This window comes from Streptomyces sp. NPDC046349, from assembly GCF_055587885.1.
This window is the reverse complement of sequence record NZ_JBVJFK010000001.1, coordinates 652907-672269: the sequence shown is the minus strand read 5'-3', so window position 1 is coordinate 672269 and position 19363 is coordinate 652907. Positions and strand designations below refer to the sequence as shown.

Sequence of the window (19363 nt, the reverse complement as noted above, 5' to 3'; positions counted from 1 at the left end):
AGTTTCTGAAGTCAATACCTGGGATGAAGTCCGCGTGAGGCGCAGAGCGGACTCAGTGGATTCACTTCTTGAACTACATGGGCGTCAGCGCAGCCGCTGACTGATGACCTTGGAGACCCCGTCGCCCTGCATGGAGACGCCGTAGAGCGCGTCCGCGACCTCCATCGTCCGCTTCTGGTGGGTGATCACGATCAGCTGTGAGCTCTCCTGGAGTTCCTCCATGATCCGGATCAGCCGCTGCAGGTTGGTGTCGTCGAGCGCGGCCTCGACCTCGTCCATCACGTAGAACGGGCTGGGGCGCGCCTTGAAGATCGACACCAGCAGTGCCACGGCCGTCAGCGAGCGCTCGCCGCCGGAGAGCAACGACAGGCGCTTGACCTTCTTGCCCGGTGGGCGGGCCTCCACGTCCACCCCGGTCGTCAGCATGTTGTCCGGGTCCGTCAGGACCAACCTGCCCTCGCCACCCGGGAACAAGCGCGAGAACACTCCCTCGAATTCTCGGGCGGTGTCCCGGTAGGCCTCGGTGAACACCTGCTCGACGCGCTCGTCGACCTCCTTCACCACTTGAAGGAGGTCGGCCCTGGTCTTGCGGAGATCCTCCAGCTGCTCGCTGAGGAACTTGTGGCGCTCTTCCAGCGCCGCGAACTCCTCCAGGGCCAGCGGATTGACCTTGCCGAGCTGCTGGTACGCCCGTTCGGCCGCCTTGAACCGCTTCTCCTGCTGGGCCCGGACGAAGGGGCCCGGCCGGTTGCGCGGGTGCTCGGGGTCCTGCGGGAGCTCCTCGCCCTCGGCCGCCGGGGACGGGGGCACCGGCTGGTCGGGGCCGTACTCGGCCACGAGCGCGCGGGGCTCCGTGCCGAACTCCTCCAGCGCCCTGGCTTCCAGGGCCTCGATGCGCAGCCGCTGCTCGGCGCCGAGCACCTCGCCGCGGTGGACGGAGTCGGTGAGCTTGTCGAGCTCGCCCTTCAGGTCGCGGCCGTTGTTTCGCGCGTCGGCGAGTTCACGCTCGCGCAGCCCCTTGGCCCGCTCGGCCAGGGTGCGTTCCTCGTCGGCCCTGCGGAGGGAGACCTCCACGTGGGCGAGGAGCTGACGGGCCCCGTCGGCCACCGCGCGGGCCACTTCCGCCTCGTGGCGCCGGCGTGCGCGGCGGCGTTCGGCGCGGGCCCGGGCCTCCCGCTCCGCACGGGCCGCCCGGTCGAGGGAATCGGCCCGTCCGGCCAGCCCCCTGACCCGCTCCTCGTGGGTGCGCAGCTGGAGCCGGGCCTCCATCTCGGTCTGGCGGGCGTTGGCCCCGTCGGCCGCCAGCCGGTCCCGGCGGGAGCTGTCCGGTTCCTCCTCCACCGGCATCTCCTCGGCGACGGCGAGCCGCTCCGCGCACTCCTCCACCTCGGCCAGCGCCTGTTCCAGGGCGTCCTGGGCCCTGGCCGCGGCGGCGGCGCCGCGCTCGGCCTCGCCGGCCGCGCCCTTCGCCTGCCCGGCGAGCCGTCCGAGCTGCTGGGCGACCCCGGCCCGGGCCTGCTCTGCGGTGCGCCGCCGCTCGGCGAGCTCCTCGACCAGGGCGGCCGCGTCCTGGCGCCGGGACTGCGCGGCGGCCAGCGCGGCGGCGAGCTCCTCGCACCGCACGCCCAACCGGGTCAGCTCCGCGGCTGCCTCGTCGACGGCGGCCTGCACCTCGATCAGGCTGGGCGCACCGGCGGAACCGCCCTGCGCGAGGTGCGCGCCGAGGACGTCGCCCTCGACGGTCACGGCAACGGCGTCGGGGCGCTGCGCGACGAGCGCCTCGGCCTCGTCGAGCGTGCCGACGACGACGTGGTCGCGCAGCACCCACGCCAACGCCCGCCGCACCTCGTCGTCCCCGGACACCAGTGCCGCAGCCGGGACGGGCAGGGCCGGCCCGTCCGGGGCGGGGGCCGGGTGGGGCACGCCTGCCCCCGCCCCGCCGTGCCCGGTGGACGCGACACCCGGCGCGTCCACGGCAGCCGCTGCCCGGCCCGCGAGGTCGGTACCGGCCGAGGCGGCGGGCGCGGGTCCCGCGCTGCCGCCGGGCAGGACCACACCCGTCGAAACGGCCCCGGGCCCGGTACCGTCGCCCGGCAGGCCGGGACCCGCAGGGCCCGGCGAGGCGCCGGGCCCGGCGGTGCGAGCCCGGTGGGGGAGCTCCACGGCAGGGACCGACGCCGCAGCCCGGCCCGTGCGGGCTGCCTCCGTCCGGGCGGCCGCACCCCCTTGCTGCGCGATCCGGGCGGACGGGGCAGCGTCCGTCGCCGGCTCCGGGCCCGAGCCCCGGCCCGGCCCGGCATCGTCCGCCGCAGCGGCCCCGGGCGCCCGCCTCGGAACCGCGTCCGCGGCGCGCCCCTCCACCACCGCGTCCGGCACGGGCGCCGACCCGTCGGCAGGGCCCGGCCGGAGCGGCACGGCCTGGACGCCCTCGGCCCCGGCCCCGGCCCCGGCATCCTGGCCCGGCAGGGGCGCCGGCCCGCCCGGACCGGGGAGAGCGCCGCGGGCGGGGGCCGCGGGCCCGGGGGCCCCGACCTGGCCCGGCAGCACAGCCGCACCGACCGCCTCCGCTCTCCCGCCCGGAAGGGCTGTCGGCGGGGTGATCAGGAGCGTGGCGCGGCCCGCGTCCGCGTCGCGCAGGTGGCGGATGGCCCCCGCCGCCGCCGACGGGGAGGCCACCGCCAGCGCGTCCGCCGCCGAGCCGAGCGCAGCGGCCACGGCGGCCTCGTACCCGGGCGTCACCGACAGCCGCTCCGCCGCCGGGCCGAGTACGCCCGCCAGCCGCTCGCGGGCCGCGAGCAGCGCCCCCGTACCGTCCTTGCGGCGCAGCCCCAGCGCCAGCGCGTCCCGGCGGGCCGACACCGCCGCCCGCGAGCGCTCCGCCGTCGCCAGCGCCTCCCGCGCGCTGCCGAGCGCGGCCTCGGCCTCCTTCAGCTCCGCCCGCGCGGCCTCGTGGTCCGTCTGCGCCGACAGGTCGTCGAGCCCGCCGACCTCCTCCGCCAGCGCCTCGTACTCCGCCTGCGCGGCCTCGGCCCGGCTCCGGGCCTGGTCCCGCGCCAGGGCGAGCCGGTCGATCTCGGCCTGGGCCGCTCCGGCCCGGGATCGGGCCGCGCCGAGCCGCCCGGTCAGCCGGGCCAGCCCCTCGCGGCGATCGGCGATGGCCCGTGCCGCGTCCCGCAGGCGCCGTTCCTCCTCGGCCAGCTCCCGCTCCAGCTCCGCACGGTGCCCGGTGGTGTCCTCCAGGGCCCGCGAGGCGGCCTCCAGCGCGGCCGTCAGCTCCGCCTCCTGTTCGCGGATCCGCTCGGCCTCCCGCTCCATGTCCTCGGGGTCGCGGCCCCTGCGCTCCTCCTCGACGGGCGCCGTGGCGCTCTTGACCCGCGCGTCGGCCAGGGACGCGGTGCCCCGGACCCGTTCGGCGAGCTGCGACAGCTCGTACCAGGTCTGCTGCGCCCGCCGGAGCCGCGGGGTGAGCTCCCGCACCGCCTCCTCCAGCTCGGCCTCGCGCCGCAGCGCGCCGGCCAGCTGGGCCTCGGCGGCCTCCTTGCGCTCCTTGAGCGCGGCCTCGTCCGCGATCTCCGCGTCGAGCGCGCGCCGCAGGGCGACCAGGTCGTCGGCGAGCAGGCGCAGGCGGGCGTCGCGCAGGTCGGCCTGGATCACGGCCGCCCGCCGGGCGACGGCCGCCTGGCGCCCCAGGGGCTTGAGCTGTCTGCGCAGTTCGTCGCCGAGGTCCTGCACGCGGGCGAGGTTGGCCTGCATCGCGTCGAGCTTCCGCAGCGCCTTCTCCTTGCGCTTGCGGTGCTTCAGTACGCCGGCCGCCTCCTCGATGAAGGCGCGCCGGCCCATGGGGTCGGCGTGCAGGACGGAGTCCAGCTGGCCCTGCCCGACGATGACGTGCATCTCACGGCCGATGCCGGAGTCGGAGAGCAGCTCCTGGATGTCGAGCAGACGGCAGGTGTCACCGTTGATCTGGTACTCGCTGCTGCCGCCGCGGAACATGATCCGGGTGATGGTGACTTCGGCGTAGTCGATGGGCAGGGCGCCGTCGGAGTTGTCGATCGTCAGGGAGACCTCGGCGCGCCCGAGCGGCGGGCGGCCGGTGGTCCCGGCGAAGATGACGTCCTCCATCTTCCCGCCGCGCAGGGACTTTGCCCCCTGTTCGCCCATGACCCAGGACAGCGCGTCGACGACGTTGGACTTGCCGGAGCCGTTCGGACCCACGACGCAGGTGATGCCGGGTTCGAAGCGCAGGGTGGTGGCGGAGGCGAAGGACTTGAAGCCACGCAGGGTCAGGGACTTGAGGTGCACGCCGCCGGACTCTACCTTTCACGTTCGGTTTCACCCATGAAGGTGCTGGGCACGACTGACGTCAAAGGCATCAGGACCCCCACCCGGCCCTGTGGTCCCTGATGCGGAGTCCAAAGCAAGAAGGGACGCCGGAGCGTCCCTTGCAGATCATGCGGGCTGGATTCGAGCGACGAGTGAGCGGGATCAGGTGAGCGCAGGCTCCGCCTGGGGTACGTCGATGTCGATGCTGTCCAGCAGCGAGTCTCCGTCGTGCTGAGCGGCGGCCGCGTTCAGCGCGTCATTTTCGGACTGAATCCGTACGAGCTCGGACTCGAGGTCCTGGACGCGCTGCTGAAGCCGTCGCATCTCGGCGAGGAGTCGCGGGTCGGAGCCGCCGACGTAACCGAGAAGCGCCTTTGCCATGATGGATGGTCCTCCACATTGAGTGACCGACCGAAGCGGTGTGGGTCGTGAGGGAATCGCACCCGCGGATGTCCGGCAGCGACTGTCAGTCACTGCGCTTACTACTGCCAGCACTGCCAAACAGCTCAGGTGCGCGGGGCTTCCAGCGTCTCACCAAAAAGTTTGACGGTCAACACGATCACGCCCCGTATCGGCGGGCAGCCCGGCCCTCGCAAGGGGCGTGGAGATCATCCTCATCTCCGAGCCTTCCACGGATCGTCCGCGGCGGCAACGCGTCGACGACGAATGCCCAGTTCCGACCGGGTCCGGACCCTCGGAGATGTGATGAGTGCATGATCAGTCGATCGCTCACCGCATCCCGAAACCGTCGTAGCCACCGCGCGGTGTGCCCCAGATCTCTGTCACACCGTCCACCCGGCCGGGCGTGTCGGAGGACCGCAGCCAGTCCAGCAGCCGGTGGCAATTCTCACGTTGACCTTCGGCCACGACCTGCACCCGCCCGTCGTCGAGGTTGAGCGCGAAGCCGACCATCCCGCCGATCTCCATGGCGTTCTCCCTGGTGAACCAGCGGAAGCCCACTCCCTGCACACGACCGCGCACCCAGGCGGTCAGACGGACGTCTTCGTTCATGCGTGAACGCTAACCGGGCGCGAACTTTCCGGTCACATCGCCCCAGGGCCCCATGGCGTACAGTCGCGCACCGATGAACTCACCCATTTGGGTGAGTAAGGGACGATCTTGATCCGGTCAGGAAGGCACGCCACCGATGGGACGCCACGGACTCCACGCCGCGCCGCGCCGCAGCGGCAAGCACGGCACCGCCCTGCGCACCGGCCTGCTGGGGGTCTCGGTGGCCGTCGCCCTGGGCACAGCGGCCGTCACGACCGGCATGGTGCCGGTCGGCGCCTCCTTCCCCTATGTGGGCGTCAGCGCCACGGAGCCCACTGCCGCGGAGGCCGGGGCGGCCAAAGCCATACCCGGTCCCGACTCCGGTTCCATGATCGACCGGCAGGGCGGCCTCGCGAGCCTGTCCGGCCGCGGATCGGCGACGAGCGGCGCACCCACCCCCTCCGCGACGACCCCGCCGGCCTCGCCCTCCCCGGCGGCCTCGGCCTCACCCTCCGCGACCGCCTCGGCCTCCCCGTCGAGCTCCCCGCCTGCGTCGGCTGCGCCGGCCCCCGCCGCGTCCACCCCGCCCAAGGCGGCCCCCGGCACCACGCCGCCGAGCACGGCGCGCCGGACCCCGCCCGCACCGGCCCCCTCCCCCGAGGCTTCGAAGAAGACCCAGGCCCCGGCACCCTCCGCGTCGGCGCCCGCCCCCACCGCCACCGCGCCCAGGCCGCGCCTCGACACCCACTCCGCGCAGGAGGCGGCCGTCGTCACCCTGGTCAACCAGGAGCGCGCCCGGGCGGGCTGCGGCCCGGTCCGCGCCAACCCGCCGCTCGCCGCGCTGGCCGGAGCATTCAGCCAGGACATGGCCACTCGCGGCTTCTTCGGCCACGACGACCCCGAAGGCAACACCCCCTGGGACCGTGCCGCGAAGGCCGGCCTCTCGGGTCTCGGAGGCGAGAACATAGCCCGCGGCCAGGGCGACGCGGAGTCCGTGATGAAGGCCTGGATGAACAGCCCGGGTCACAAGGCGAACATCCTCAACTGCGAGTTCCGCACCCTGGGCGTCGGCGCCCACTTCGCCGCCGGCGGCCCCTGGTGGACGCAGGACTTCGGTTTCTGACATCACCCCGCCGACGGGGTCGCCGGACGGCGCGCCCCGCAGGATCGGGTCGGGTCAGCCGGACACGGCCGCCAGGGCCGCGCGGCCCGCGACGACGACGCGGGTGTGCTCGGCCACGCGGCGGCCCAGGTGCTCCGCCGTCGCGATGTCGGCCTTGTGGACCGCGTCCGCACCCTCGTCGGAGTTGGACTGGGCGGCCGCGCCGGAGAAGAAGCCCAGGCGGTTGAGGTCGTTCTCGGAGGCAGTGCTGGAGTTCCAGCCGGGCTTCAGGCCCAGGTTGACCCAGTTCATGCCGTGCTGCGCGGCCAGCACCTGGAAGAACTGCAGCGTGTGCAGCTTGTCGCCGCTCTTCGATGCGGAGTTGGTGAAGCCCGCCGCCACCTTGTCCTGCCAGGCGTCGCCGAACCAGCGCTTCGAGGAGGCCTCGGCGAAGACGTGGAAGGCGCCCGAGGCCGTGCCCATGTACGTCGGGGAGCCGAAGACGATCGCGTCGGAGGCGTCGAGCAGCTCCCACTGCGTGTCGTCGATCTCGTCGACCTTGATCAGGTGGACGGTCGCCCCGGCGTCGACGGCGCCGCTGCGGACCGCTTCGGCGACGACGGCCGTGTGGCCGTAGCCGGAGTGGTAGGCGATCGAGACGACAGGGGTGTGCGTGATACCGGACAAGGCTGTATCTCCCTCGGGAAGGCTCTCGTCGCAGCACGGGGCCGTGCCGCGACGAGAAGAAGAGAATCACTAACTTTTCGAAAGCGCAAGCTCTGAGTTAGCGCTGCCTGCGGGTACTCTTGTTCTATGGAGACCCCTGCCCGTACCGAAGCCGAAGCCGAGCACGGCGAGCTGCCGTTCGACGTGTTCGCCCGCTCCTGCCCGTCCCGGGAGACGCTGGAACACGTCACCGGCCGCTGGGGAAGCCTCACCGTGGGCGCCCTGCGCGAGGGGCCGGTCCGCTTCAACGAGCTGCGCCGCCGGGTGGACGGCGTGAGCGAGAAGATGCTGTCGCAGACCCTGCACGCGCTGGAGCGCGACGGGATCGTCCACCGCGAGGCGCAGCCGACCAACCCCCCGCGCGTGGACTACGAACTCACCCCCCTCGGGGTCGAGGTGGCGGACCGGCTCCTCGCGCTGATCCACCACCTGGAGGGGAGCATGCCGGCGGTGCTCTCCGCCCGGGACTCCTACGACGCGACCCGCGGCGGCCGCTGACAGCGCGGGCAGAAGTAGCTCGACCTGTTCATCCACGGCCGCCGGCGCATCGGGGTGCCGCAGCGCCGGCAGGGCTCGTCCTCGCGCCCGTAGGCGTCGAGCGAACGGTCGAAGTACCCCGACTCCCCGTTGACATTGACGTACAGACTGTCGAAGCTCGTGCCGCCCACGGCGAGGGCCGCGTTCATGACGTCCCGGACATGGCCGAGGAGTTCCGCGCTCCGGGGGCGCGTGAGGTTGGCCGTCGGGCGCTCGTAGTGCAGTTTCGAGCGCCACAGCGCCTCGTCCGCGTAGATGTTGCCGACCCCGCTGATCAGTGACTGGTCCAGCAGGGCCCGCTTGACGGTGGTCCGCTTGGCGCGCAGCGCGAGGTGGTAGGCCGCCTCGTCGAACAGCGGGTCCAGGGGGTCGCGCGCGATGTGCGCGATGACGTCGGGCAGGCCGTCGGCGCTGTCGGCGGCGGTCTCGTGCAGCGAGAGCCCGCCGAAGGTCCGCTGGTCCACGAAGCGCAGCTCCGTCCCGGCGTCGTCCCCGAAGCGCACCCGGATCCGCAGGTGCTTCTCGTCGGGGGCGTCCTCGGGCTGCACGAGCAGCTGCCCGCTCATGCCCAGGTGGCCGAGCACCGACAGGTCCCGCTCCGCCAGGGGCAGCCACAGGTATTTCCCGCGCCGTTGCGGCACCCCGAGGGTCTCCCCCCGCAGCCGTGCCGCGAAGTCGGCGGCCCCGCCCGGATGGCGCCTCACCGCGCGTGGGTGCAGGACCTCGACGGCCTCGACGGTCCGTCCGGCGACCCAGCGTTCCAGCCCCCGCCGCACGACTTCGACTTCGGGCAGCTCGGGCACGGGAAACCTCCGGTGGGTGCGGATCTGGGCGCTGCCGCGAGCGTACCGGCCTCCCGAAAACGGCAACGCCCGCCCCTGCGTGCAGGGGCGGGCGTCATGCGTACCCGAAGGAAGGTCAGGCGTCCGGCACTGGATCGGCGGACGTCGGCACCCCGCCGTCCGCGGCCTCGGCCGAAGCCGGGACCTCTGCCGGAGCGGCGGCTGCTGCCGCCGCGATCCGCTCGTCCGCCGCGGCGCGGATCCCGCGCCATGCGGACTCCGCGGCCTGCTGTTCCGCTTCCTTCTTGCTGCGGCCGGTGCCGGTGCCGTACGAGACACCACCGACGCGGGCGGCAGCAGTGAAGGTCTTCTCGTGGTCCGGACCGGTCTCGGTGACCAGGTATTCCGGTACGCCAAGACCTTCCGCGGCCGTGAGCTCCTGGAGACTGGTCTTCCAGTCCAGGCCGGCCCCGAGGTTCGAGGACTTCTCGATCAGCGGGTCGAAGAGCCGGTGGACCAGCTCCGAGGCCGCGTCGAGGCCCTGGTCGAGGTAGACCGCGCCGATGACCGCTTCAAGGGTGTCGGCGAGGATGGAGGCCTTGTCCCGGCCGCCCGTGCCCTCTTCGCCCCGGCCGAGCCGGATGAAGGAGCCCAGGTCGAGGCCGCGCCCGACCTCCGCCAGTGCACGCGAGTTGACCACCGCGGCCCGAAGCTTGGCCAGCTGGCCTTCGGGGAGGTCCGGGTGGGTCGTGTACAGCGTGTCCGTGACCACCAGGCCCAGCACGGAGTCCCCGAGGAACTCCAGGCGTTCGTTGGTGGGCAGACCGCCGTTCTCGTACGCGTACGAGCGGTGGGTCAGCGCACGCACCAGAAGGGCGGACTCGAGTCGGTACCCGAGCCGCCCTTCCAGAAGCGTGTGGGACGAGGCCGCGTTGTTACTGTCTGCCTGCTTCTCAGCGTTGGACAGCTCAGACATTGCGCCTCTCACCAGCCGCTCAGACCTCGAGGACCTGGCGCTTGTTGTAGGTGCCGCAGCTCGGGCACGCGATGTGCTGGAGCTTCGGCTCCTGGCAACGCTCACACGAAACCAGGGTGGGGACCGCAGCCTTCCACTGCGACCGGCGGTGGCGCGTGTTGCTGCGCGACATCTTCCGCTTCGGAACAGCCACGGCTACTTCTCCTGCTTCTCGGCGGCGCTCTGAACGTCGTCAGATGCAGTGCCGCTCATGTTGTCCTTCTCGCCGTCCTGATCGGTAACGACGAGTTCCTGCAAAGCCGCCCAACGGATGTCGACGGCGTCGTGGTGGTGGTCCGGGTCGTCGTTGAGGCTGACCCCGCAATCGGGGCACAGCCCGAGACAGTCCTCCCGGCACACCGGCTGCATCGGCAGTGCGAGCACCACCGCGTCCCGCAGCACGGGTTCGAGGTCGAACAATCCGTCCTCGAGGAAGAGCGTGTCCTCGTCGTCCTCGGCGTCGTCGGCCGGCTCCGCTTTGGCGCGGCCCCGGTCGTCGGCGTCAGGGTACGAGAACATCTCCTGGAAGTCCGCCTTGAGCTCACGCTCGACGGCCTCCAGACACCTTACGCACTCCCCCGTCGCCGATGCACGGACGGTGCCTGTGACAAGCACCCCTTCCATGACCGACTCGAGGCGGAGGTTGAGCTTCACCGGGGCGCCTTCCGGCACTCCGATCACATCGGCCAGACCGAGGTCCGCCGGTGCGTCGATCTCACGGGACAGCCGCTGCATGGCACCAGGACGCCGACCCAGCTCGTGCGTGTCGAACACGAGGGGGTTGCGGTGGTCGAGGCGGGTGTTCAGGGCTGTTCCTGCTTTCACGGATCGCTGAAGATCAAAAATTCCGCCGCTCACGGGCAGCATGGATCGCGACGCATACGCGCGACCGAACAGCCAGGATACCCGGAGCGGCGCCCTGCGCCCAATCCGGTGTCAGCGGCCCTGTTCGTACTGACGCAGCTGGTCCAGGTTGATCATGCTCGTGTCGAAGAAGCTGGTCTCGTCCAGCGAGGGCTGCTGGGCCTGCTGGGCCTGCTGGGGGGGCTGCGGCTGCTGGTAGGCGGCGTACGGGTCGGGCTGCTGCTGGTAGGCCGAGTACGCGTCCGGCTGCTGCTGATAGCCGCCGTACGGGTCCTGGTAGGAGTACGCGTCCTGCTGCTGGGCCGCGGGCTGCTGGTAGGCGTACGAGTCGTACAGGGGCTCCGGCTGGGCGGGGACCGGCGCCGGGACGTGCGCGGGCTCCGGCTCCGCCAGGCCCGCAAGGAAGTCCGAGTCGCTCGCCGAGCGCGAGGACTGGCCCGCCGCCGCGTCCTGGGCCGCCATGTGCACGCCGAGGTCGTCCGTCGGGACCCGGCCGAGCAGCTTCTGGCGGCCGCGGCCCACGGCCTCCAGCGTCTTGGAGAGCACCGCCTCGAAGGTCGCGAGCTTGGTGTCCACGTACGCGTCCGCCTGCTGCCGCTGCGTCTCGGGGTCGTGGCTGCGCTCGGGCGCGTCCGCGTCCGGGTAGCCGTCCTCGTCCAGGCCGGGGCCGCGGCCCAGCAGCTTCTCCCGGCCCCGGTCCACCGAGCCGATCGTCTTGGTCAGCACGACCTCGAAATTCGCGAGCTTGCTGTCGACGTAGTCGTCGGCCTCGGCCCGGATCTGCTCGGCCTCCCGGCGGGCCTCCTCCAGGATCCGGTCCGCCTCGGCCTGGGAGCGCCGCGCGATCTCGGTGTCGGCGATCAGCGAACCGCGCTGGTTGTGGGCCGCATCGATGATCCGCTCCGCCTCCCGGCGGGCGTCCTCGACCATCTGCTCCCGGCCGCCGAGGAGCTCCTGGGCCTGCGCGAGCGAGCCCGGGAGCGCCTGGCGGACCTCTTCGAGCCGGGCGAGCAGCTCGGCGCGGTTGATCACGCAGGAGGCCGACATCGGCATGGACCGGGCGCCGCCGACGGCCGCGACGATCTCGTCGAGCTTCTTCTGCACGTCCATGGGGGCTCGCACTCTCTCGGCCTCAGGCGGTTCCTGAGACGGACGGGACGACTGTACGGCCAGCGGGCGCGCCGCCGACACCGGCTGACGGCCCGTCAGCCGGTCAGCGTTCGCGCAGCCGCTCGAGGAGCGCCGCGTGCACGTGCGCCGGCAGCAGGTGGGCGACGTCGCCGCCCCAGGCCGCGACTTCCTTGACCAGCGAGGAGGACAGGAAGCTGTAGGAGGGGATGGTCGGGACGAACAGCGTCTCGACGCCCGACAGGCCCAGGTTCATCTGGGCCATCTGGAGTTCGTAGTCGAAGTCGCTGACCGCGCGCAGGCCCTTGACGATGGCCGGGATGTCCCGCTGCTTGCAGAAGTCGACGAGGAGCCCGCGGAAGGCCTCCACCTGGACGTTGCCGTAGTCCGCCGTCGCCTCGCGGATCAGCTCGATCCGCTCCTCGACGGTGAACAGGCCCCGCTTCGACTCGTTGATCCCCACGGCGACGTGCACGACGTCGTACAGCCGGGAGGCGCGTCCGATGATGTCGAGGTGTCCGTTGTGGATGGGATCGAAGGACCCCGGACAGACGGCGCGGCGCAACTGAACTCCCTCGTTCATGAGTCTTCGCGGGTGAAGGCGGCGCGGCCGTACCAAAGGGTGCCCTCGCCGTACTTGCGAGACCGGAGCGGCTCGAAGCCCTCGGGCCACGGGAAGGCGCCGCTCCTGGTGCTGCGCTCCACGGTGACGAGCGCGTCGTCCGTGATCCAGCCATTGGACCGGAGTGTGAGGAGGATCTCGCGCAGGTCCGCGCTGTCCACGGCGTACGGCGGGTCCAGGAAGACGACGTCGTACGGGTCCCCGCCCGGGCGGGCCGCCACGATCTGCTCGGCCTTGCCGGCCCGGAACTCGGCGCCGGGCAGGCCCAGCGTCCTGATGTTGTCCCGGATCGCCTTGGCTGCCTTGGGGTCCGCCTCGACCAGGAGGGCGTGGTCCGCGCCCCGGGAGAGGGCCTCCAGGCCGACGGCGCCGGAGCCGCCGTACAGGTCGAGCACCCGGGCACCCTCGACCCCGTGCAGCGACTCCCAGGTGGAGAAGAGGCCTTCGCGCATCCGGTCCGAGGTCGGCCGGGTGCCGGTGCCGGGGGGCACGGCCAGCCGTCGCCCGCCGGCGCTGCCGGCGATCACGCGGGTCATCTGGGGTCCTTCGGTACGACGGTAGGGGGCGCACGGCGGTCTGCCGTGGCACTCCAACGATAGGTCGTGCCGCTCAGCCCTTCTCCAGGTACTGCTCGCGCTCGGTGTCGAGCAGGGCGTCCAGCGCGGTCCGCAGGCCCGGCAGCCGCTCCAGCGCCGGGTCCTCGGCCACCACGCGGGTGGCCTCCTCCCGGGCCTGGGCGATGACCTCCTCGTCGTCGATGACGGCGAGCATGCGCAGCGAGGAGCGCACCCCCGACTGGGCCTGGCCCAGCACGTCGCCCTCGCGCCGCTGTTCCAGGTCGATCCTGGAGAGCTCGAAGCCGTCGAGGGTGGCGGCGACGGCGGCGAGCCGGGCCCGGGCGGGGCTGGCCTCGTGCATCTCGCTGACCAGCAGGCACAGGCCGGGGGCGGAACCGCGGCCGACGCGGCCGCGCAGCTGGTGGAGCTGGGAGACGCCGAACCGGTCCGCGTCCATGATCACCATGACGGTGGAGTTGGGGACGTTCACACCGACCTCGATGACGGTGGTGGCGACCAGCACCTGCACCTCGCCGGCCGCGAAGCGGCGCATGACGTCGTCCTTGTCGGCGGGGTCCATCCGGCCGTGCAGCACCTCGACGCCCAGCCCGGCCAGCGGTCCGCGGCGCAGCTCCTCGGCGATCTCCAGGACCGCGAGCGGCGGCCGCCTGTCGGCGTCGTCCGCCGCCTGCTTCTTCTTGGGATCGTCCTCACCGTCGCCGATGCGCGGGCAGACCACGTACGCCTGGTGGCCCTTCTCCACCTCCTCGCGGACCCGCTCCCAGGCCCGGGCGAGGAAGTGCGGCTTGTCCTTGGCGGGCACCACGTGGGTGGCGATCGGCGAGCGCCCGGCGGGCAGCTGGTCCAGGACGGAGGTCTCCAGGTCGCCGAAGACGGTCATGGCGACGGTGCGCGGGATCGGGGTGGCCGTCATCACCAGCAGGTGCGGCGGCTGCTTGCCCTTGGAGCGGAGCGCGTCGCGCTGCTCCACACCGAAGCGGTGCTGCTCGTCGACCACGACCAGGCCGAGGTCGTGGAACTGCACCTTGTCCTCGATCAGGGCGTGCGTGCCGATGACGATCCCGGCCTCGCCGGTGACGAGGTCGAGCAGGGCCTGGCGGCGTGCCGGCATCCCCATCGACCCGGTGAGCAGCACGACCTTGGTGCCCTGGCCGGAACCGCCGAGCATGCCGCCCTCGGCAAGTTCGCCCATCATCTCGACGATGGAGCGGTGGTGCTGCTGGGCGAGCACCTCGGTGGGCGCGAGCATCGCCGCCTGCCCGCCGGAGTCGACGACGGCCAGCATCGCCCGAAGAGCCACCATTGTCTTCCCGCTTCCGACCTCGCCCTGGAGGAGGCGGTGCATCGGGTGGCTGGTGGCGAGGTCGTCGAAGATCTCCTTCGAGACCTTCTGCTGGCCCTCGGTGAGGGTGAAGGGCAGTTTGGCGTCGAAGGCGTCGAGCAGGCCGCCGGGGGCGGGCCGGCGCGGGACGGCCGGCAGCTGGGAGTCGGCGTGGCGGCGACGGGCCAGCGCGACCTGGAGGACGAAGGCCTCGTCCCACTTCAGGCGCTGCCGGGCGTCCTCGATGTCGGCCTTGGCGGCCGGCCGGTGGATCTTCAGCAGGGCCTCGGTGAGCGGGACCAGCCCGCGGCCCTCGCGCAGGGCCGGCGGCAGTGGGTCCACCGCCTCGTGGGCGCTGGGCAGTACGGCGTCCACGCATTTGGCGATCTTCCAGGACTCCAGCTTCGCGCAGGCCGGGTAGATCGGGATCAGCTGGTTCGCGAAGGCGGTGGCGGCGTCCCGGTCGGAGGCGTCCGCGCCGAGCGGCTCGTACGCGGGGTGCGCGAGCTGGAGCTTGTGGTTGAACCTGGAGACCTTGCCCGCGAACATCGCGCGGCTGCCGGGGAGCAGTTCCTTGTGCGGCTTGTGGACCCCGGCGCCGAAGAACACCAGCTGGAGGCGGCCGCTGCCGTCGGTGATGGTCACCTCCAGCCGCTTGCCCCGGCCCCCGTTGAAGGTGAGGACGCGGGCGTCGGCGACCTGCGCGACGACGGTCACGTGCTCGTCGATCTGGTCGGCGAGCTCGGCCAGCGAGGTCAGCTCACCGCGTTCGGCGTACCGCCTCGGGTAGTGGTGGAGCAGGTCCAGGGCCGTGTGCAGGCCGAGCTGCTCGGCCAGCACCTTGGCGGTGGCGGGACCGAGCGTCTTCTTGAGGTCTTCGTCGAGCGCGGGCACGTGTTCCATTGCACACCATGGCGCTGACAAGCCGGCTATTCCACCCCGATGAGGAGCGGCGCCGAGTACCGGCCGCCCCGGTAGGTGACGGTGTCCACGGCCAGGTGGCCGGACTGCACGTGGGCCTGGAGGCGTTCGGCGACGGCGTCGGGCACCTCGGGGCCGAGGACCAGGGTGACCAGTTCGCCGCCGGAGCCCAGCATCCGGTCCAGCACGGCCTCGGCGGTCTCGGCCAGGCCCGCGCCGATCACGGCGACGTCGCCGTCGATGAGGCCGAGCACGTCGCCGGCCTGGCAGATGCCCGCCGAGGTGAAGGACTGGCGTTCGGCGACGGCGAGTTCCCCGTGGCGGGTGGCGCCGGCGGCCGCGGTCATGGCCACCACGTCCTCGTCGAAGCTGCCGTCAGGGTCGTGCACGGCGAGCGCGGCCAGGCCCTGCACGGCGGAGCGGGTGGGGATCACGGCGACCCGCACGCCCTCGGCGCGGGCCTGTTCGGCGGCCGTGGCCGCCGCCGCGCGCAGTTCCGTGCCGCCCGGCAGGAACACCACCTCGCGGGCGTGGGCGCGCCGGACGGCGTCGAGGAGCTCGGCGGTGGCCGGGACCTCCCCCGGACGCACGAGCACGGTCGTCGCGCCGGCCTCGGCGCACAGGCCCGCCAGTCCCTCACCGGGGACCACGGCGACCACGGCCCGCTGGGCGCGCTCGCCGCGGCCGCGGCGGCGCTCGTCGCCGAAGTGCGTGATCCGTATCCGGTACGGCCGACCGGCGACGACCCCCGCCTCCACTGCCGCGCCGGGGTCGTCGACATGGACGTGGACGCTCCACAGGCCGTCGCCGCCGACCACGACCAGGGAGTCGCCGAGGCCGTCGAGCTGTGCGCGCAGTTCCGCGACGGCCGCCTCCGATGCCTCCAGCAGGTAGATGACCTCGTACGCGGGCCCGTCCTCGGGGTGCTCGCACGGGTCGTCCGGCTGCGGTGCGGGCGCCGCGGTCCGGCGGGCCACGGGTTCGGCGGCCGGCTCCTGGCCGGACAGGGCCTGCCAGAGGGCGCCGAGTACGGCGACCAGCCCGCAGCCGCCGGCGTCGACCACCCCGGCGCGGCCCAGCGCGGCCAGCTGCCCGGGGGTCTCGGCGAGTGCGGCGCGGGCTGCGTCGTAGGCGGCGCGGGCCACGTCGGTCGCCGTGCCGGCGGCCGCCGAGGCCGCTTCGCCGGCCCGCGCGGCGGCGCCCGCGACGGTGAGCATGGTGCCCTCCACCGGATGCGCGACGGCCGCGTACGCCTCCTCCGCGGCCCGGGTGAGCGCGTGGGCCAGCTGCCCGCCGGGGCCGGTCCGCCCGCCTGCGGGCGCGGCGCCGAGTACGTCTGCCACCCCGCGCAGCAGCTGCGCGAGGATCGTCCCGGAGTTACCGCGGGCGCCGACGAGCGCGCCGTGCGCCCAGGCCCGTACCGCCTCGGACAGGGAAGTCGGTGCCACGGCGGCGTGGGCGGCGTTCTCGAAGGTCGCGGCCAGCGCGCGGTCGGCCGACTCGGCGGTGAGGTAGAGATTGGTGCCGGTGTCCGCGTCGGCGACCGGGTACACGTTGATCGCGTCGATGTCCTCGCGGGCCCGGCCCAGCGCGGCCAGGGCGAGCGAGCTCCAGGTGCGCACGGCTTCGGCGTCGAGCTCGTCGGCGGGCTGCGGCTGCGGCTCGTGCGGCACCGGGCGTTCCTCCTTGTGCGGGCCAGGGTTCACCGCAGGGTAACGAAGGACCGCGCCTCGGGGGTCCGGACCGCGGGACGGGGTCGTCGGCCGCCATGGTAGTTTTCTTGGACGGGCGCAGTCGTTGTATGCTGCTCCGGTTGCCCGATGAGAGTCGGGTCTTTTCCCCGGCAAACCACTTCAGACCTCTGATTCCGGTGCGCCGGATTCACTGTAATTGCATCTGAAGTCTTTGGAGTGACCTGTGGCTGCCAACTGCGACGTTTGCGCCAAGGGGCCGAGCTTCGGCAACAACATCTCCCACTCGCACCGCCGCACCTCGCGTCGCTGGAACCCGAACATCCAGCGCGTTCGTGCCGTGGTCAATGGGACGCCGAAGCGCCTCAACGCCTGCACCTCGTGCATCAAGGCCGGCAAGGTCTCGCGCTGACGCCCGTCGTAGCGCAGCCCCTTCCGGTTGCCAAGAAGGCCGGTCCACCTCTGGTGGACCGGCCTTTTGCCTTGTCCGGGCGGGTTCAGCGCAGCCGCCAGGCGTGATCCACCGGGCCGATGCCCCCGCCGAGTGCGAAACCGGCGGCGATGCCGCCCGTCACGTACTCCTTGGCGGCCGTGACGGCCTCGGGGACCGCCAGGCCCTTGGCCAGTCCTGCCGCGATGGCGCTGGCGAGGGTGCAGCCCGTTCCGTGGGTGTGGCGGTTGGAGTGGCGCGGGGCGCGCAGCCACCGCTCCCCCGTGCCGTCGGTGAGCAGGTCCACCGCTTCGCCGCCGTGTGCCGCGAGGTGCCCGCCCTTGATCAGCGCCCAGCGGGGCCCGTGGCCGAGGATCGCGTCGGCGGCCCGGCGCATGTCGTCCTCGCTCTCCACGACGAGGCCGGTGAGCTGGGCGACCTCGTCCAGGTTGGGTGTGGCCACGGTGGCCCGCGGCAGCAGCTCCGTGCGTACGGCGTCCAGCGCCGAGGCCGCGAGCAGGGCGTCCCCGTGCTTGGAGACTCCGACGGGGTCCACGACGGCCGGGGCCGCGGTGTCGGCCAGCAGCGCGGCCACGGTCTCCACCAGGACGGCGGACGAGAGCATGCCGGTCTTCACGGCGTGCACCCCCATGTCGTCCACGACGGCCCGGTACTGGGCCGTGACGGCCTCGGCGGGCAGCTCCCAGGCTCCCCGTACCCCGAGTGAGTTCTGCGCGGTCACGGCGGTCACCACGCTCATGCCGTGGACGCCGAGCGCCAGCATGGTCTTGAGGTCGGCCTGGATGCCCGCGCCGCCGCCGGAGTCCGATCCGGCGACGGTCAGGCACAGCGGCGGCGCCGCGTTCACGGCGCGCCGTCCTGGGCGGCCGGGTCGGCCCCGAAGTGGTCCCAGCCTCCGGTGCTTGTCCAGGGCGCGCCGTCGACGGTCACCTGGGGCAGCGCGGAGCGGTTGAGGACCTCGCCGATGACCTTCCAGCGGGCGGGCAGCTTCACGTCGGGCGGGAAGGTCGCCACGATCGCGTGGTCCTCTCCCCCGGTGAGCACCCACTGGAGCGGGTCGACGCCGACGGCCTGCCCGATGTCGTGCATCTGGGTCGGGATGTCGACGGCGGCCGAGCGCAGGTCGATCCGTACCTTGCTGGCCTCGGCGATGTGCCCGAGGTCGGCGATCAGGCCGTCGCTGACGTCGGTCATGGCGCTGGCGCCGAGCCCGGCGGCCGCGGGGCCGGCGTGGTAGGGCGGCTCGGGGCGCCGGTGGGCCTCCACGAACGCCCGCGGGGAGCGGAAGCCGCGCGAGAGCACGGCGAAGCCCGCCGCGGACCAGCCGAGCCAGCCGGTGACGGCGACGACGTCGCCGGGCTGGGCTCCGGAGCGCAGGACGGGCTCGTGGTTGCGCAGGTCGCCGAGGGCGGTGATGGAGACGGTGATGGTGTCCCCGCGGACCACGTCCCCGCCGACCACGGCCGCGCCGGCGACCTGGCACTCGTCGCGGATGCCGTCCATGAGCTCGGTGGGCCAGGTGACCGGGAGTTCGGCGGGTACGACGAGGCCGAGGAGCAGCGCGGTCGGCACCGCTCCCATGGCCGCGATGTCCGCCAGGTTCTGCGCGGCGGCCTTGCGGCCCACGTCGTAGGCCGTGGACCAGTCGCGCCGGAAGTGGCGGCCCTCCAGCAGGATGTCGGTGCTCGCCACGACCCGCCGGTCGGGGGCCGACACCACGGCGGCGTCGTCGCCGGGTCCGAGCCGGACCGCCGGGGTGGTGGTGAGCCGTGAGGTGAGCTCCCTGATCAGCCCGAACTCCCCCAGCTCGCCGACAGTGCCCTTCATCGCTGTGCCCCTTCTTGCCCAGTCCGCTTGCGGTCGCGAGCCGTCACAGCTCTGGGTACCGTCAACAGATACGTCAACTTCTGCTCTCCGTACGCCCCGCTGTGCGTGGCGCCGGGCCCGCAGGTCTCCCCGTGGCGCACGGCGACGCGGTACCGTGGCGTCCCTTCTTCCCCCGGCCCTGTCCATCGTGTGGGGTCCACCCGAAGATTAGGGGAAATGATCCTCGTGGCCGCCCTGGAGGTTCCGTGGTACAGGCGTACATCCTTATCCAGACCGAGGTGGGCAAGGCGTCGTTCGTCGCCGAGTCCATCGGCAAGATCCCGGGGGTGATCCAGGCCGAGGACGTGACGGGCCCCTACGACGTGATCGTGCGCGCCCAGGCCGACACCGTGGACGAGCTCGGCCGCATGGTCGTGGCCAAGGTCCAGCAGGTGGAGGGGATCACCCGCACCCTGACCTGCCCGGTGGTCCATCTGTAGCCCCCG

19 protein-coding genes are annotated in these 19363 nt (G+C 72.8%); 4 read left to right on the top strand and 15 right to left on the bottom strand.

Annotated elements, in window-relative coordinates; genetic code table 11:
* Positions 1-84: 84 nt before the first annotated feature.
* The 3 genes from ACZ6JS_RS03150 to ACZ6JS_RS03140 form a co-directional block, all read right to left on the bottom strand.
* On the bottom strand, positions 85-4302 hold the full coding sequence (locus tag ACZ6JS_RS03150) for an AAA family ATPase (protein WP_469295364.1): 4218 nt from the start codon (positions 4300-4302) through the stop codon (positions 85-87).
* Positions 4303-4485: 183 nt separating this feature from the next.
* Positions 4486-4704 (bottom strand): hypothetical protein, encoded by a 219-nt coding sequence (locus tag ACZ6JS_RS03145; protein ID WP_030032603.1) that lies wholly within the window; start codon positions 4702-4704, stop codon positions 4486-4488.
* Positions 4705-5052: 348 nt separating this feature from the next.
* Complete coding sequence (locus ACZ6JS_RS03140) at positions 5053-5334, bottom strand: acylphosphatase (protein WP_030844553.1); 282 nt, start codon at positions 5332-5334, stop codon at positions 5053-5055.
* A 136-nt stretch (positions 5335-5470) separates the two neighbouring features.
* On the opposite strand from ACZ6JS_RS03140, the gene ACZ6JS_RS03135 reads away from it, so the two are divergent.
* Positions 5471-6436: a CAP domain-containing protein gene (locus tag ACZ6JS_RS03135; RefSeq protein WP_469295363.1), complete on the top strand. Its 966-nt coding sequence runs from the start codon at positions 5471-5473 to the stop codon at positions 6434-6436.
* Between the two features lie 54 nt (positions 6437-6490).
* Here the strand turns inward: ACZ6JS_RS03135 and ACZ6JS_RS03130 are convergent, their stop codons facing one another.
* A complete protein-coding gene (locus tag ACZ6JS_RS03130; RefSeq protein ID WP_469295558.1) occupies positions 6491-7093 on the bottom strand; it encodes a flavodoxin family protein in 603 nt (200 codons plus the stop codon).
* Between the two features lie 135 nt (positions 7094-7228).
* Between ACZ6JS_RS03130 and ACZ6JS_RS03125 the strand changes: the two genes are divergently transcribed.
* A complete protein-coding gene (locus tag ACZ6JS_RS03125) occupies positions 7229-7639 on the top strand; it encodes a winged helix-turn-helix transcriptional regulator (protein ID WP_469295361.1) in 411 nt (136 codons plus the stop codon).
* Here the strand turns inward: ACZ6JS_RS03125 and mutM are convergent.
* The 9 genes from mutM to ACZ6JS_RS03080 all read right to left on the bottom strand — a co-directional run bounded on the left by mutM (position 7612) and on the right by ACZ6JS_RS03080 (position 16582).
* A complete protein-coding gene (mutM, locus tag ACZ6JS_RS03120) occupies positions 7612-8481 on the bottom strand; it encodes a bifunctional DNA-formamidopyrimidine glycosylase/DNA-(apurinic or apyrimidinic site) lyase (RefSeq protein ID WP_469295360.1) in 870 nt (289 codons plus the stop codon). The genes ACZ6JS_RS03125 and mutM overlap by 28 nt on opposite strands.
* A 115-nt stretch (positions 8482-8596) precedes the next feature.
* Positions 8597-9436 carry a ribonuclease III gene (rnc, locus tag ACZ6JS_RS03115; protein WP_469295358.1) on the bottom strand — a complete coding sequence of 280 codons (840 nt, stop codon included), beginning with the start codon at positions 9434-9436 and terminating at the stop codon, positions 8597-8599.
* 19 nt (positions 9437-9455) lie between these two features.
* Complete coding sequence (gene rpmF, locus ACZ6JS_RS03110) at positions 9456-9629, bottom strand: 50S ribosomal protein L32 (protein WP_003965982.1); 174 nt, start codon at positions 9627-9629, stop codon at positions 9456-9458.
* A 2-nt stretch (positions 9630-9631) separates the two neighbouring features.
* Positions 9632-10333 (bottom strand): YceD family protein, encoded by a 702-nt coding sequence (locus ACZ6JS_RS03105; protein ID WP_469295357.1) that lies wholly within the window; start codon positions 10331-10333, stop codon positions 9632-9634.
* 78 nt (positions 10334-10411) lie between these two features.
* Positions 10412-11449 (bottom strand): ATP synthase F0 subunit B, encoded by a 1038-nt coding sequence (locus ACZ6JS_RS03100; RefSeq protein ID WP_469295356.1) that lies wholly within the window; start codon positions 11447-11449, stop codon positions 10412-10414.
* Positions 11450-11552: 103 nt separating this feature from the next.
* Positions 11553-12032 carry a pantetheine-phosphate adenylyltransferase gene (gene coaD / locus ACZ6JS_RS03095; protein WP_030847041.1) on the bottom strand — a complete coding sequence of 160 codons (480 nt, stop codon included), beginning with the start codon at positions 12030-12032 and terminating at the stop codon, positions 11553-11555.
* A gap of 14 nt (positions 12033-12046) precedes the next feature.
* A complete protein-coding gene (gene rsmD / locus ACZ6JS_RS03090; protein WP_469295355.1) occupies positions 12047-12625 on the bottom strand; it encodes a 16S rRNA (guanine(966)-N(2))-methyltransferase RsmD in 579 nt (192 codons plus the stop codon).
* A gap of 73 nt (positions 12626-12698) precedes the next feature.
* Positions 12699-14891 carry an ATP-dependent DNA helicase RecG gene (gene recG, locus ACZ6JS_RS03085; RefSeq protein ID WP_469295353.1) on the bottom strand — a complete coding sequence of 731 codons (2193 nt, stop codon included), beginning with the start codon at positions 14889-14891 and terminating at the stop codon, positions 12699-12701.
* 26 nt (positions 14892-14917) lie between these two features.
* Positions 14918-16582 (bottom strand): DAK2 domain-containing protein, encoded by a 1665-nt coding sequence (locus tag ACZ6JS_RS03080; protein WP_469295352.1) that lies wholly within the window; start codon positions 16580-16582, stop codon positions 14918-14920.
* 244 nt (positions 16583-16826) lie between these two features.
* On the opposite strand from ACZ6JS_RS03080, the gene rpmB reads away from it, so the two are divergent.
* Complete coding sequence (gene rpmB, locus ACZ6JS_RS03075; RefSeq protein WP_007266795.1) at positions 16827-17012, top strand: 50S ribosomal protein L28; 186 nt, start codon at positions 16827-16829, stop codon at positions 17010-17012.
* Positions 17013-17097: 85 nt separating this feature from the next.
* Here the strand turns inward: rpmB and thiD are convergent, their stop codons facing one another.
* Positions 17098-17898 (bottom strand): bifunctional hydroxymethylpyrimidine kinase/phosphomethylpyrimidine kinase, encoded by an 801-nt coding sequence (thiD, locus tag ACZ6JS_RS03070; protein WP_469295350.1) that lies wholly within the window; start codon positions 17896-17898, stop codon positions 17098-17100.
* A complete protein-coding gene (locus ACZ6JS_RS03065; RefSeq protein ID WP_469295348.1) occupies positions 17895-18878 on the bottom strand; it encodes a thiamine-phosphate kinase in 984 nt (327 codons plus the stop codon). The genes thiD and ACZ6JS_RS03065 overlap by 4 nt, the downstream gene beginning before the upstream one ends.
* A gap of 245 nt (positions 18879-19123) precedes the next feature.
* Here ACZ6JS_RS03065 and ACZ6JS_RS03060 point away from each other — a divergent pair, with 245 nt between their 5' ends.
* Positions 19124-19357: an Lrp/AsnC family transcriptional regulator gene (locus ACZ6JS_RS03060; RefSeq protein ID WP_114054348.1), complete on the top strand. Its 234-nt coding sequence runs from the start codon at positions 19124-19126 to the stop codon at positions 19355-19357.
* Positions 19358-19363: the final 6 nt, after the last annotated feature.